This window comes from Flavicella marina (assembly GCF_009193215.1).
Classification (GTDB): Bacteria; Bacteroidota; Bacteroidia; order Flavobacteriales; family Flavobacteriaceae; genus Flavicella; species Flavicella marina.
Genome location: NZ_VYVA01000001.1, coordinates 1080468 through 1095954, shown reverse-complemented (window position 1 = coordinate 1095954; position 15487 = coordinate 1080468). Strand labels below are relative to the sequence as shown.

Here is a 15487-nt window from a genome sequence, read left to right as displayed (position 1 = left end):
GACACTTACACAAACACTACAAGATAGATAATCCATTATCTTTAGTGGATTTGTTTCCTCGATAAAATCATTTGTTTCCCTAACCAGGTCTAAAAAAACAAATATTTGTAGCCTAATCTTAAAACTAATCAATATGAAATTCAAATTACTTGTTAATTGGAAACTCAAAGCATTATTTATAACAGGACTGTTATTAGTTAGCTTTGGTACAATTCAAGCACAGACAATCACCGTAAAAGGTGTTGTTACTGGAGACGGAGAGCCTCTTCCCGGGGTGAGTGTTCTGGTCAAGGGAACATCAAACGGTACAGTAACCGATTTTGATGGGAATTATCAAATTACAACCGATTCAAATAGCACTTTACTTGTTAGTTATATTGGGTTTGTTGCACAAGAAATTGCCATCAAAGGACAACAAACTATAAACGTTCAACTTATTTCTGATGTTTCTACTTTAGAAGAAGTAGTAGTAATTGGGTATGGTACTCAGAAAAAGAAAGAAGTTACTGGGGCAGTTGCTCGTATTGAAGCTGAAACGTTGATTGAATCTTCAACTGCTGATTTGGGAACTGCTTTGCAAGGTCAAATAGCCGGAGTTACCGTTACTGCTAGTGATGGACAACCAGGATCAGAATCAAATATCGTTATTAGAGGTATTAGTTCTATAGAAGCTAGTAACTCACCTCTATATATTGTAGATGGTATCCCTTTTGAAAGTGACCCAAAATTAAGTTTAAATGAAATTGAAACAATAGATGTTTTGAAGGATGCCGCATCTGCCGCTATCTATGGAACACGTGGTGCTGCTGGGGTAATCTTAATTACAACTAAACAAGGTAAAATGGGGCAAATGAATATCAGTGCAGACAGCTACTATGGTGTTCAAAACATTACCTCTGGTCTTCCTTTAGCCGATTTAGAAGAATCACTATACATTACTTTCTTATCAGGTGCTGCTAACAATAACACACACTACAATAACACATGGACTCCTTTAGAACAAGGGACTGAGCAGTTTACTAATAACACCAACTTAAGAGACGTTATTCAACAAAATTTTGCTGCAATCCAAAACCATGGTTTGCGTATTTCAGGTGGAAAAGATGGTTTAGCGTATAGTATTACTGGAAACTATTTTAGTCAAGATGGTATTATCATTAACACAGGTTACGATAGAATCAACGTAAGAGCAAACACACAATTCACCAAAGGTAAATGGAAAATTGACACAGGTCTTGGATTCAGAATTGAAGAACAAGAATATGCAGCTTGGGGATTGTTAACTGATGCATACAAATACAAGCCGTACCAACAAGAAATTGACCCAAATGCCACAACGGTTCAAACTCCTGGTGGAGGAAATCAAAATGAAACAATCAACTTAAGTAATATTTCAACCAAACTTCAACAAACAGATGTTAGAAACGGTGAAAGTTTGAATGCTAATATTACAGCCAATTACAAAATCAATAGCGATTTTAGATTTACAACAAGATTTGGTATGGCTTACACAAACAATACACGTGTAAGAATCAACCCACTTTTTCAAGTGTTTAACGAAGATGGAGACGAAGTTCCGGTACAACAAAGATCAGGAGCTTGGAACCAAAGCAATAGATCTGCAAAAGCAACATGGGAAAACTTTATCAATTATACTAAAAGCTTTGGTGACCACAATCTAAAGGTCTTAGCACTTTACTCTGCAGAAAAATACAATTACACTTCATTCTTTGCTAGTAAAAAGGATTTCTTTAGTAATGAAATCACGACTTTAGAAGGTGCCCTAAGGGATGCTGATGCTGGTACCGGAACAAGATGGGAACAAGATAGAACGAACACATTAATTGGTTCTTTATTAAGAGTACAATACAATTATAAAGGAAAATACTTATTGAGTTTGAGCGCAAGACGTGATGGTTCATCTCGATTTGCACCAGAAAACAGGTACAAAATTTTCCCTTCAGCATCTGTTGGATGGAATGTTTCAGACGAAGCCTTCTGGCAACCAGCAAAATCAGTAGTAAACTCATTTAAAGTAAGAGCAAGTCATGGTACTACAGGTAACCAAGGTATTTTAGATTACAGTTACCAACCAACTATTGTATTGAATCAAGATGCAGTATTCGGTCCTGAAGACACAGATAACTTAGCTTTAGGTGCTACTCAATTGGCATATAAAAATAGATTTACACAATGGGAAACATCAATCCAAGATAATATTGGTATTGATTTCGGATTCTTCAAAAACCAGTTAACCCTGAACGCTGATATTTACAAAACAGTCAAACAAGACATGTTATTCCCTTTATTAGTGCCGCCAACAAATGGTTCTTGGCCAGCATATAAAACAGTTACTTTAAACACTGGAGATATGGAAAATAAAGGTCTTGAATTAGCATTAAATTATCGTCATAAAGGAAAGTTCAACTGGAACATAGGCATGACTTATTCTAAAAACAAGAATACTATTACTAAAATGACCGGAACGAACAAAATCTCTTATATAGATGGTAGTAATGTTGCTGATAACAATAACGAAGATTTAGTTTCAGTAATCGCTGAAGGGTACGAAGCAGGGGCTTTCTTCTTGATAAAAACAGACGGTGTAATAAGTACTGAAGAAGAATTAGCAGACTACCAAGCCAATGTAAACCCAACAGCTAAAATTGGAGATTTAAAAATGGTAGATGCGAATGGAGATGGAGAAATCAGTATCGATGATAGACGATATGCTGGTAGTGGAACTCCTGATTACACAGTTGGATTGAACTTCAATGCAAACTATAAAGGATTCGATTTTTCAATGCAATGGTATGGTTCTTTCGGTGCTGAAATCATGAACGGTAGTAAAGCATTTGCTTACAAATTTGCTACACATAAAGATTTAGTATACCAATGGACACCTCAAAACGCTGTTTCTACAATACCGACGAACAGAGGTAGAGATCACAATAACTATAGAGGTTTCACAGATTACTGGTTAGAAGATGGTTCTTATATCAGATTGAGAAATGTGAATTTAGGATATACAGTACCTAGAAAAATAACAGAGACAATAAATGTTACTAAGTTAAGATTGTTCGTGGCAGCTCAAAACCCACTTACCTTCACAAAGTATACTGGTTTTGACCCTGAAATTGGTGGAAACAACTTAGCTACAAGAGGAATCGACAGAGGTAGTTACCCAATTACTTCTCAATTTAGATTAGGTGTTCAATTAGACTTTTAATAATAGAATCCAATAGTAAATGAGAGACAAATTAATTAAGAGTATTAAAATATTTTCAACCATGAAAAAAACATATATTAACAGAATAGCTATGATGTTACTGGTAGCAATTACCATTGCATCATGTAGTGACGATTTTCTTGAACAAGTGAATCCAAACGAACTGTCTACCTCTAGTTTTTGGAAAACAAGAGCTGACTTAGACAAAGGTCTCATCGCAGTTTATAGTACATTAAAAAACGGAAGTACTATACGTTTAACAGATGAGAATAATCGTACTGATTTAACGTACCCTGGCTTTGGTCGACCTAATCCAACCAATGAATATTATTTACAACAATTTAATAATTCATCTGATGGACCAAACAGCAAATGGCAATTTTTGTACCAAGGAATCTTTAGAGCAAATCAAGTAATTATCGCTGCTGAAAAAATAAAAGGTACACACCCTAGTGCACAAGAAGAAGCTGCAGCAGCAGTTATTTTAGCTGAAGCTAGAGCTTTAAGAGGACTGTTCTATTTTTACTTACACAATTCATTTAACAATGGTTCTGTAGTTATCTATGATTTTGTACCTGAAAAAGAGGAAGACTTTTTCCAACCTTTAAGTTCTGCAGCTGCTGTACAGGCTTTTTATTTACAAGATTTAGAATATGGTTACAACAACCTTCCTGCAACTTGGGACGGTTCTAACCTAGGTAGAATCACTGCAGGTGCTGCTGCCGCTCTTATTGGAAAAAGCTACTTGTATGCTGCAAATTATACGGAAGCACAAACTTGGTTTGGTAAGGTAATTAACGAATTCAGCTATAGCTTAGCTCCGAATATCGGAAGTAATTTTACAACTATGGATGAATTCAATTCTGAATCGATTTTGGAAATTGCATATTCATTAAATTATAAAGACGAAATCGACCCATATTCTGGAGAACAAACTTCTAGTGTAAATAACTTTTTGATTAGCCCTGTTGGTGGATGGAGAACAATGATTCCTGCTTGTTGGTTGACAATGGCATATAAAGAAGATCCAATGGATCCAACAGATCTTAGAAATTTAGTAGATGATGGAGCCGGAGGAACAACTTTGAGAAAATACTCGTTGAGAACTTCTTACTCAATCGCTTTACCTGATGATGAAGATTTATACTACTACTATGGTGATCTTAAACAAGAAATAGATGATGGTGATGACACGAATGAACCAGAGTTCGAAACCGTTTACGCACCGTTGACACCTGCACAATCAGCACCATTTAACAACAAAGAATATGCATATTTTAGAAAGTACACGAACTGGGATTTTGCTGAAAGTGAAAGATTAATCTCAGCTGCAACCCCTAGATCAGGTGTCAATGTTAGATTGATTCGTTTAGCAGATATCTACTTAATGTATGCAGAATGTATCTTAATGAATGATGGTTCTGTTGACGACGCTTTGATTTACATAAACAGAGTTAGAAGAAGGTCAGCTTTACAGTTGTTAGGTTTCGATGGTACCGGAGAATTCCCAGCAAACATTCATGACAACATTGCATATACTACGGGTAAGAACGGAACTTTAATGCAACATTTAGTATACAAAGAAAGACCTTTAGAGCTTTCTATCGAGGGTAATGCAATTAGACATATCGACTTAAGAAGATGGGCTGAAAACGGAGTAATCACAACGTTGAATGATCATTTCACTACCCTATCTCAAAAAGAATATTATGTTGAGAATTTCACTTTTACAACAAAAGATAATACTAGTGGTACAAAATGGGGAGCTGTATTGAAAAACGATGGAGCAGAGCCTGCGGTTGCAGACTTTCAAGAGTTTCATTTATCAGCAGCAAATTATGTAAAGGATTTACATGCTTATTGGCCAATACCAAATAGTGAAGTTGATTCTAACCCTAAATTATATGATAATCAGTAGATCTGATTCTTCAATTTATAATTAAAAAACTTATACAATGAAAAATAAAATATTAGCAATCGCACTTATTGTTTCTGCAATTTTCACCAGTTGCAACAATAACGACTATGATGCACCTAATTCTAACTCTGATCTTGGATGGTACACTTCTGCATTAAGACAAACAGAATGGAAAGTGGGTATTGATAAATACATGTCTTTCTCAGATTTGTCTCAAGGAACAATTGACCACAAATGGACTATTAGTGAAGGTAACTATTTCTTGAAAGGCCCTATTCAAAGATTAGACTCAGTATTCGATCAATTTATCGTGAATAGAGGGGCTACAGAAACTACAGACAAAACGATTCATGTATTGTTCAAAAAATCAGGTTTACAAGATATTAGACTATACAATACTTTTAAAGACTCTGTTGCTTTTAGAGGAAATGATACAATACCTGCCGTAAAAATGGGTGACAAATGGGTAATGGACACTACTTTTGTTGTAGACGTATATGACACCATCGTACCTGCAATTGAAGTTAGACAAGCTGGGGCACTTGTTCCTCATGAAAATCCTTTAGACACAATCTATATCGAAGCAGGAGACAACTTAGAATTTACAGATGTAACTGTAATTGGACGTCCAGATACTTGGAGATGGAATGTAGGTGGATCTACCAGTACCGATCAGGTTGCTACATTGGTATTCAAAAAACTAGGTATTTGGAATGGGTCTCTTCAATTGAGTCGTACTACACAGAATGTTCCAGGTGACTGGGAACAATACCAAATTCCAGTAAATTTTAAAGTAATCCCATCTTCTCAGCCTTTCATTATCTCTGGCGAAATAGTAGAGCTTGAAGATCAAACAATTCAAATTCCATTTAATGGTGAATTTGCTCCATTTACAGGTCAAGAATCACACTTTACCGTTAACGTAAATGGGAATCCATTTGTAATTGATGAGGTTACTGTAAATTCAGCAGATGCAACATTATTAGAAATAACTTTAGTTGACCAAATTTATGAGTCAGATGATATTGATGTTTCTTATGATGGAATGGGTACTTTAGAATCTACAGATACGAGAAAACCAGCTGCATTCTCAAATCTTGCGGTTACTTCATATTTTGTTAATATCTTTAGTGAAGCTGCTTCTACTCTTGAAGATGGTGGAGTATCTGAATCATGGAAACCATCTTGGGAAGATGATACATTAATCGAAGTTACAACTGACAACCCTCATTCAGGTGACTACAGTTTAAAACTTACATTTGACGGAGAAGAAAGAAATAATGCCGCCAATCATAGATACAACCCTATGAGTAATGGAGCTCAATTTACGCTAGAAGATAAAACTTATATTTTAGAGTTCTGGTTATATATAGAAACAGGAAGTGATTATGTAAACATGTGGCCTCATTTCATTAATGGACAATGGAAAGGATGGTGGACCGGAGCTGCTTCAGCTGTTGGAACATGGCAAAAATTCTCTTACGAGTATGCACCTGGAGGTCTAAAACCAGGATCAGCAATTATGTTGAGAATTCCTGGTGAGGATAGAGCAAAAAGAGGTGTTATGTATTACGATGATTTCGTAATTAAAGAAAAAGACGTAAGACCTTAATACGAATAAATTGAATAACTAAAGCCTACAATACATTATTGTAGGCTTTTTTATTATTCCAATCGTTAAGAAACTTATAATTCAAATCTTTTATTTATTAACTCGATACCGAGTTACAAAACACTAGCTATGAACACAAGACAATTGAACTATTTATTAATAATTATTTTTATTTTTTTATTCTCCTATCAAGGATATAACCAACAAAAAGTTGAATACAAACTTAAAAACGGTGAAACCTATGAAATCGAAAGGAAACAACTTAATGGCTTTAGTATAAAAATCCCAGATTTTGATATTCCGCCTACCTTCAACGAAAAATATCAATTAACTTTTGTTCCAATCGTTTTAAATGATGATTTCAGTGTGTTACTTACAGTGATAAAATTACCTAAAAATAAAAATGAAAATTTGAAAGATAGGCTTCTATCAGATCTCGAGAATTATGGAAAAAATGGTACATGGGACTATAAAACTTTACATAAATATAGTAGCAACGAAATGAAAGAAACAAATGCTTCTCAAATTTATATGATTTCTGGTCATTCAACAGAAAAACTACCCATGAAATCATTTAGCAGTTTCTATTATCTTGAGAGTAAAGAAAAAGACCAATTAATTAAAGTTATAAGTGGTATTGATATAAATCCAAGTCACCATCTTTACAATAATTATTCTGAAATCAAAAAATACATGTACGATATGAAAGTTTATGTTAGTACAATAAAGTTTGAATAACCCATTTTAAACACCACTATAACAATTCCCTTATCTCCCGTTTATATTTGAAATTGACCTAACTGAAAAAACGCAAAATATTAGTAAACATAAAGGATATAAGCCATTTGTTTCCTCAATAAAATCATTTAGTTTCCCAAAAACTCAATCTCGAAACTAATTTTGAAAACATATAGAATTACAATTATTTCAGAATGCATCAAAACCTGAAACTTATTGCAACTGTTATTGGCAACGATGACACAATATAAAAACATAAATAATCCCAAGAAAAAATCCGGGACCTAACAAATGACAGCAGTACCCTACAAATCATATTAAAACTGTAAACAATGGAATTGAAAAAAATAACCGTATATTTTTGTCTTGTAATAGCACTAATCATCGGCTCCTGTGCAAATAAAAAAGTTCAAGCAACAAAACAAGCGAATACAAATGCTATAAAATATGAGGCCAATTGGGAAAGCATTAAAAAAAATTATAAAGACCCTGAATGGTTTAACAAAGCTAAATTCGGAATATTTATCCATTGGGGAGCCTATACTGTTCCTGCTTATGGTTCTGAGTGGTACCCAAGACAAATGTATATGGATACGGCCAACTTTAACGCGCAATTAAACACTGGTAAGCTAGGGCCAAGTAAAGAGTATTTACATCATAAAAAACATTGGGGTGACCAAAAAGAATTTGGATACAAAGACTTTATTCCTATGTTTAAAGGTGAAAAATTCAATGCTGTATCATGGATTGAATTATTTCAAAAAGCAGGTGCAAAATACGTAATTCCTGTTGCTGATCATCACGATGGTTTTGCCATGTATAAATCTAATACTACAAGGTGGAATGCTTATGATATGGGTCCCAAAAGAGATATTCTTGGAGAATTATTCAAGGCAGGACGTGAAAAAGGTATGATTATGGGTACCTCGTCACATTTTGCTTTCAACTGGTCTTTTTACAACAAAAAACCTTGGTTCGACACAACAGATCCAGAATATGCAGATTTGTATTCTTCAAAAGGTACAGATTTAACAGAACCTGTTTCACAAAAATTCAAAGACAGATGGTGGGCAAGAACAAAAGATGTTTTAGACAATTATCAGCCAGATATTTTTTGGTTAGATTTTTATGTTGACATTCCTGATTTCGCTGAAATGAGACCAAAATTAGCGGCTTATTATTATAACAAAGGAATCGAATGGGGAAAAGAAGTTGTGTTACAAGACAAAAACTTTTCACATGAAGCATTCCCTGAAGGTACCGTAGTCTATGATTTAGAAAGAGGAAAATTACCTGGAATAAGAGAGTTGCCTTGGCAAACAGATACATCAATAGGTAAAAACTCTTGGAGTTACGTGACAAATTGGGAATCAAAAACTGCGAACCAATTAATCGATGATTTAGTAGACATCGTAAGTAAAAATGGGAATTTACTATTAAACGTTGGACCTAAAGCAAACGGTGAAATTCCAGAAGATCAAGTAAAAATTTTATTAGAAATGGGAAGTTGGTTAACAACCAACGGAAAGGCTATTTACAATACTAAATATTGGAGAACTTTTGGTGAAGGACCTACAGAAGTAAAAAAGGGTCATCACTCAGAAGGTAACAACCAAAATTTATCAGCTGAAGATATTCGATTTACTTGCAAAGGAGATAAACTCTATGCAATAGTACTCGATTGGCCAAAAAATGGGGTTGTAAACATTAAAACCTTAGCCAAAGGAAACCCTCATGCAATGGATTTGAATTTCTCGAAAATCAAAGTTCTTGGTAGTGAAGAAAAAATAACATGGAAACAAACAAGCTCTGGTCTACAGGTAGCAATGCCAAAAACCAAGCCTTGCAATTTTGCATATACGATAGAAATAACAATATAAATGTTTGGTTATGTTGGTCTTAAAAAGGCATGCCTACTTATTGTAGTCATGCCTTTTTTATTGGATACCTAAGACATTTGTTTTCCATTCAACTTCATTTGTTGCCCCAAAAAAACTTCGATACACCTAGTTTTGTCAAAACAAGTTAATTAGGACACTCTTTATATGAAATCTTTTTATCAATATATATTCATCTGTTTCATTTCGTTTGGATTCTCATGGATCCACGCTCAAGAAACGAATGTATTCATAGACCCAAACTGTCAAAAGTTTCTCAATGGGATCTCTGAGATTGATAGAGCTAAGTTTTTTTCTGTACATGATACTGGAATGGACAATGATCAATCTAAATTTAGAGCTGACTACAATGTTTCCGGAGGAAGAGGTTTCTGGGGAGCCTTCTCTTACGCTAACAGTAAAACTGGTGAAGTAGGTGTCTATCCAGATCCTAAACCGAATAATGGATCTATCAAATCTGTTTTGAAAAATTATGTCGCAACAGAACATCCTAGATCGGTTTATAAATTTGACATTGATGTAGTTGCTGCGGGTGATTGGGCGGCAGAATATTATAACAATTTCGCCAATGATTCTGGTAGACAAGAATATTTTGAAGTGATGAACGAACCATTTGTTCATGCCGATGATTTTTATGAGGGATGGGATCCTGAAAAAAACCAAATCATTAAAGTTCAAATGGCAGAATTATACAATGAGGTCGGTAAACGTATTCATAACAAACCAGAATTGGTAAACATGAAAGTTATTGGGTATTCTTCTGCCTGGCCCTCTTTAGAATTATGGGACTTCGGACATTGGAACGACAGCATGAAGATGTTCATGGACACTGCCGGTGACAACATGTATGGTTTTTCTACACATCTCTATGATGGAATCAATGTAACAGGTCAAGATTCTAAAAGATCAGGCAGTAATTCTGAAGCAATTTTAGACATGATTGAAAACTATAGCATGATCAAATGGAACAAAGTAAAACCACATGCTATTACAGAATACGGTGCCATAGAAAAAGGTTATGGTGATGATTATAGTGATTTGGCAAGCGTTCAAACCGTTGCATCTATCAATCATATCTTATTTAATCTATTAGATAGAGAAGATCGAATTTGTGTGTCAATTCCGTTCATCACAGGAAAAGCTACATGGCATATTACTCCAGAAAACAATTACCAGCCTTATGGAGCAGTGCTTTGGAAACCTACAAACATTGGAGTTCCAGTAGATCAAATCGAAGGTTGGGAATATACACCAAGAATATTTTTCTACGAACTATGGAAAAATGTCAAAGGAAAACGTGTATTCATCAAAAGTGATAATCCAGACATACAAACACATGCTTTTATTGATGGTTCAAAAATGTATGTCGCATTGAGCAATTTAGACGATAACGAACAAACCGTCAATTTGAAAATGTTATCTAATCTTGCCGGACTAGAGTCTATACAAACTAAAAATTTAAAAATATTTCCTCAGAAATACCCTCTTTTTGATATCAATACTTCAACTACAGCTCCTGAACAAATTCATTTAATCAAAGATGAATTTGTTATGCTAGAGTACAATTTTTCGGATGACATCATATTTGACAATAGCATAAACATGAAAAATTATTATGCTACAAACTACTTAGAACCGATATCAACAAACAACACAATTAATTACACATTCTCAAATGTGGCTCAAGGAAACGGTTATGCAACTCTTAGGATGAGTATCGGTAGAAAGCACGATGTTACAAAACAACCAACCGTTTTAGTAAACGGAGTTCAAGTACCGGTTCCCACAAACTACAAAGGATACGACCAAGCAAATCGTGATGATTTTTTTGGTATGATCGAAATCCCTGTACCATCACAACTTATCAACGAAAATACTACAGTCTCAGTAACCTTTCCTGATAATGGTGGACATATCAGTTCTATGATATTGGTAACTGAGTTTTTTGAAAAACCGATAAATGTTTTAGATATTAAAACAGTATCTAATCCTTGTCCAGACTCATCTGAAGGTCAAATAGTTTTTTATCCGATTGTCGAGGATAATTACACAGCTACAATCACTCAAGATAATTTTAATCAAACCTTCGAATTCAATTCAAAACTGACTGTAGAGAATTTACATTCAGGAGCATATAACATCGTACTTACAGCACAACACAATACAGCTTTAATCAATCTTTATACTGTTGTTATTAACGACCCAACTACTCTAGACGTAAAAACACAAATAAACAAAATATCAAAAAAACTTTTACTCACCTTAAAAGGTAGTAATGCATATAACATTTCTATCAACGAAAAACTATTTAGAACGAATAAAAACATTATTGAACTCCCTTTATCTAATGGAGAAAATATTTTGGAAGTAACAACCGACAAAGAATGTGTAGGCTCTTTTGAAGAAAAAATTGTTATCGGAGGCGAAATTATAGGTTATCCGAATCCATTTCAAGACGAATATATTATAGATTTTGGAACAGATAACAGCAATACTTGTTCTGTACAGATCTTTAACTCACTGGGTCAAAAAGTCATTTCTCAAAAACTTGAAATCAAAAACAGAAAAATTGAACTGAAAACAGTCTCTTTAAAAAAGGGGCTCTATATTTTAAAAACAGAAACACCATTATCAAACAACACTTTAACAATAACTAAAAATTAATATATTGATGAAACTCCTTAAACAAACTCTTTTTTATTCTCTTATGACGCTTCATGTCATTGGATATTCAAGAGATATCTACGTTGCAAAAACCGGTAACGATTCGAACCCAGGAACAGAAGCCAGTCCCTATTTAACAATTACCAAAGCTGCCAATGTGGCTGTGGCTGGAGATGTAGTTTACATTAAAGAAGGAACATATGAAGAAACACTAACCCCTGCAAACTCTGGTTCTGCTGGAAATCCAATAATTTTTCAATCGTATCCTGGTGATCGTGTAATCGTATCAGCGATGCAATCTCTTTCTGGTTGGACTCAGGATTCTGGTTCTATTTACAAAACAACGATTCCATTTAACACGTTAGGACAAGAAAACTTTGTAATGTACAATGAAACAGCTTGTGATTTGGCGAGATGGCCAAACAAAACTGATGACAATCCTTTCAACTTAGAGACAAGAAGAAATACAGGAGGTAGTGGTTCTGACGTAATCGTTGATGCTTATTTAGAATCGAATGAAATTCCGAATATCGATTGGACAGGTGGAACTGTGTTCTTTTATGGTGACAAACCAGGTTCTGGTTGGATTGCTTGGAAAGCATCAATTCAAAGTTCTTCTTCAGGAAAAGTTTCATTTCAATTAAATAAAAATCCTAGTTGGATAAGAACATTTCATGCTCCAGCCGACAAAGGAGACTTTTATTTAGAAGGTGTAAAAGCTGCTTTAGATAACCAAAACGAATGGTACTACAACGATAGTTCGAAGGAGTTGTTTCTTCAAATACCAACTGGGGTAGCTCCTCTTGATGGTGAAGTAAAAATGAGAAAGAGAATCAAAACGATCGATTTGGATAGAAAAAGTTACATCCATATTAAAAATTTAGCCGTTTTTGGTGGAAGTATCACCATGGATCAGAGTACCTCAACAAATAACTTATTATATGGCGTATCTTCTTTTTATGGAAATCACACATTAGGAGTTTTCACTGGTTTCAATGCAAATAAACCAAGTGTACGAGTAAATGGATCAAACAATAAAATTGAACGTTGTGAAATCGCTTTTAGTGCCGCTTCTGGAATTTACATTGACGGTCAAAACAACGAAGTAATCGACTCTAGAATTCATGATTTTAATTATTTAGGTTCTTACGATGCCCCTTTGGTTGCAAGAGGTGGTGAAAACAATAAGTTTATCAACAACACTATTTTTAATGGAGGACGCGATGGTATCAACTACAATGGTAAAAACTGTGAATTTGCTTACAACGATATTTCAAGAAGTAACTTAATCGCAGATGATTGTGCATTATTCTATACCGTTGGTGCGCAATACACAACTACCATCCACCACAACTGGTTTCATGATGTAGCCTCAAGTGGTTCTAAGAAAAAAGCAGCTGGTATTTATCTAGATAATGATGCAGAAGGATTCAATGTGCATCATAATGTCGTTTGGAACACCGAATGGACAGGTGTTCAGATGAATTGGGATTGTAAAAACATTAATATCTACAACAACACTTTTTGGAATAACGAAGGTGGTGTCATGGGTGCTTGGCATTTAGAAGGAACAGCATTTAGCGACATCAATGTATGGAACAACCTATCAAATAGTGACCAATGGGAACCTCAATCAGACAAACAAAACAATATTGTTACGACTTCAGATTCTTTTCAAAACATCGATAGAAGTAATTTCAACTTGGTATCTACTTCAGAGGCCATAGATACAGGAAAACAAATCCCAGGATTTACAGATGGTTTTATCGGTGAAAATCCAGATGTGGGTGCCTATGAATTTGGAGGAACTAAATGGGTTGCCGGTATCACTTGGAATTATAGATTGAGTCCAAACGGACTTGGCTGCTATGGTTTACCAGGTGAAGATTGTCTTTCATTTCCAAAAGACGATGAAGACAAAGATGGTGTAGGTGACGCAGATGATTTATGTCCAAACACCCCTTTTGGCACACCTGTAAACACCGACGGATGTCCTGTTTTTAGTTTAGATTCTGAGAACTTTAAAATGTTAGCAATTGGAGAAACATGTAACGGAAATAATGATGGAAAAATAACTATTGTAGCAAGTGAAAACCTTCAATATGTTGCAAAAATTTCGGGAGTTTCTATCGAAAAGCAATTTACAACCACCACAGAATTCACAAACCTTCCTGCGGACACTTACACCGTTTGTATTACAATTCAAGGAAATAATGATTTTGAACAATGTTTTGATTTAACAGTTGTAAAACCCTCAACATTACAGGTTAAATCTGAAGTATTGAAAAACTCTAATGTAGCAAACCTTAAATTAAGTGGTGCTGAACTGTATAGAATTGAAGTGAATAACACAACCTATATGACAGATGAATCTGAAATAAAGATACCTCTTACATCAGGAGAAAATAAGATTTCAGTAACCACAAATAAAGATTGTCAAGGACAACATATTGAAACTATTGCGCTATCTAATGCACAATTATACTTGTCAAATCCGGTGTCAGATATGTTACATATATCAGCTCTAAATTTTACCGACAACGAGGTATTCTATCAGATATATGCTACTACTGGAAGCATTGAAAAAACTGGAACAACACAATTGTTAGACAACAACTTCTACATAGATGTTACATCCCTTTCGAGTGGAATATACATTGTAAATTTTAGTTCAAAAAATCACAAAATTCAATCAAAATTTATTAAAAAATGAAACTAATAAATACTATTCTATATATCCTATTCATCTCAATATCATTTGCGGGTTGTTCTTCAAGTGATGCGGAAGGTGAAAACGGATCAAACGACAATGAAGCAAAACCTACTCTAGTTTTCCCTCTTGAGAACTCTGAATGCTTTGAAGGAACTATTATCTCAGATACTAGAAGTGAGGTTACCTTTGAATGGAACGGAACTGCAACTGCCAAATCGTATATATTGACCCTCAAAAATTTAGATACAGATAAAGAAGTCGCCTTTAATGCTACTACAACTTCTAAAGGCATAACGATTGAACGTGGAGTACCTTATTCATGGTATGTTATCGCTATTGGAGAGCGTTTTAGTGATCAAACTCGCAGTACTGTATGGAAATTCTACAATGCTGGTTCAGGAGTACAAAACTACGCACCTTTTCCTGCAGATCCAATTTACCCAACTATGGGTAGTAAAACACCTAGGAGTTTCTTATTGACTTGGGATGCAACAGATATCGATAACGATATTGTTGAATACGATGTATACCTAGCAACATCAAATCCACCAACCTCGAAAGTAACGACTACCGAAGCCACAGAATTTGCAACAGGAACCTTAGATGAAGACACTGTATATTATTGGAAAGTCGTAGCAAAAGATAGCCATGGTAATCAATCTGTATCTCCAGTATTTGATTTTAAAACTGAATAATCTACTAGTTACCATAAAAA

General features: G+C 34.7%; 8 protein-coding genes. All 8 read left to right on the top strand.

Features of this window, described 5'->3' with window-relative positions; all coding sequences use genetic code 11:
- Nucleotides 1-133: 133 nt before the first annotated feature.
- The 8 genes from F6P99_RS04420 (at nt 134) to F6P99_RS04385 (ending at nt 15467) form a co-directional block, all read left to right on the top strand.
- Entirely contained in the window at nt 134-3229 is a 3096-nt protein-coding gene (locus F6P99_RS04420) for a SusC/RagA family TonB-linked outer membrane protein (RefSeq protein WP_152286215.1), read from the top strand.
- Nucleotides 3230-3290: 61 nt separating this feature from the next.
- Nucleotides 3291-5147 carry a RagB/SusD family nutrient uptake outer membrane protein gene (locus F6P99_RS04415; RefSeq protein WP_152286214.1) on the top strand — a complete coding sequence of 619 codons (1857 nt, stop codon included), beginning with the start codon at nt 3291-3293 and terminating at the stop codon, nt 5145-5147.
- Nucleotides 5148-5184: 37 nt separating this feature from the next.
- Nucleotides 5185-6759, top strand: coding sequence for a hypothetical protein (locus F6P99_RS04410; protein WP_152286213.1), 1575 nt, complete (start codon nt 5185-5187; stop codon nt 6757-6759).
- Between the two features lie 129 nt (nt 6760-6888).
- Entirely contained in the window at nt 6889-7497 is a 609-nt protein-coding gene (locus F6P99_RS04405) for a hypothetical protein (protein WP_152286212.1), read from the top strand.
- 332 nt (nt 7498-7829) lie between these two features.
- Nucleotides 7830-9377, top strand: coding sequence for an alpha-L-fucosidase (locus F6P99_RS04400; RefSeq protein ID WP_152286211.1), 1548 nt, complete (start codon nt 7830-7832; stop codon nt 9375-9377).
- Between the two features lie 165 nt (nt 9378-9542).
- Nucleotides 9543-12059 carry a T9SS type A sorting domain-containing protein gene (locus F6P99_RS04395; protein ID WP_152286210.1) on the top strand — a complete coding sequence of 839 codons (2517 nt, stop codon included), beginning with the start codon at nt 9543-9545 and terminating at the stop codon, nt 12057-12059.
- A gap of 7 nt (nt 12060-12066) precedes the next feature.
- Entirely contained in the window at nt 12067-14772 is a 2706-nt protein-coding gene (locus tag F6P99_RS04390; RefSeq protein WP_152286209.1) for a T9SS type A sorting domain-containing protein, read from the top strand.
- The gene (locus F6P99_RS04385) at nt 14769-15467 is read left to right on the top strand and encodes a hypothetical protein (RefSeq protein WP_152286208.1); all 699 of its coding nucleotides are present in this window, start codon (nt 14769-14771) and stop codon (nt 15465-15467) included. Before F6P99_RS04390 ends, F6P99_RS04385 begins: the two co-directional genes overlap by 4 nt.
- Nucleotides 15468-15487: the final 20 nt, after the last annotated feature.

Bases quoted from the DNA above. Each gene is read 5' to 3' on its own strand.
- F6P99_RS04390 (WP_152286209.1), top strand. From the start codon at position 12,067: ATGAAACTCCTTAAACAAACTCTTTTTTATTCTCTTATGACGCTTCAT.
- F6P99_RS04410 (WP_152286213.1), top strand. From the start codon at position 5,185: ATGAAAAATAAAATATTAGCAATCGCACTTATTGTTTCTGCAATTTTC.
- F6P99_RS04420 (WP_152286215.1), top strand. From the start codon at position 134: ATGAAATTCAAATTACTTGTTAATTGGAAACTCAAAGCATTATTTATA.
- F6P99_RS04415 (WP_152286214.1), top strand. From the start codon at position 3,291: ATGAAAAAAACATATATTAACAGAATAGCTATGATGTTACTGGTAGCA.
- F6P99_RS04400 (WP_152286211.1), top strand. From the start codon at position 7,830: ATGGAATTGAAAAAAATAACCGTATATTTTTGTCTTGTAATAGCACTA.
- F6P99_RS04405 (WP_152286212.1), top strand. From the start codon at position 6,889: ATGAACACAAGACAATTGAACTATTTATTAATAATTATTTTTATTTTT.
- F6P99_RS04395 (WP_152286210.1), top strand. From the start codon at position 9,543: ATGAAATCTTTTTATCAATATATATTCATCTGTTTCATTTCGTTTGGA.
- F6P99_RS04385 (WP_152286208.1), top strand. From the start codon at position 14,769: ATGAAACTAATAAATACTATTCTATATATCCTATTCATCTCAATATCA.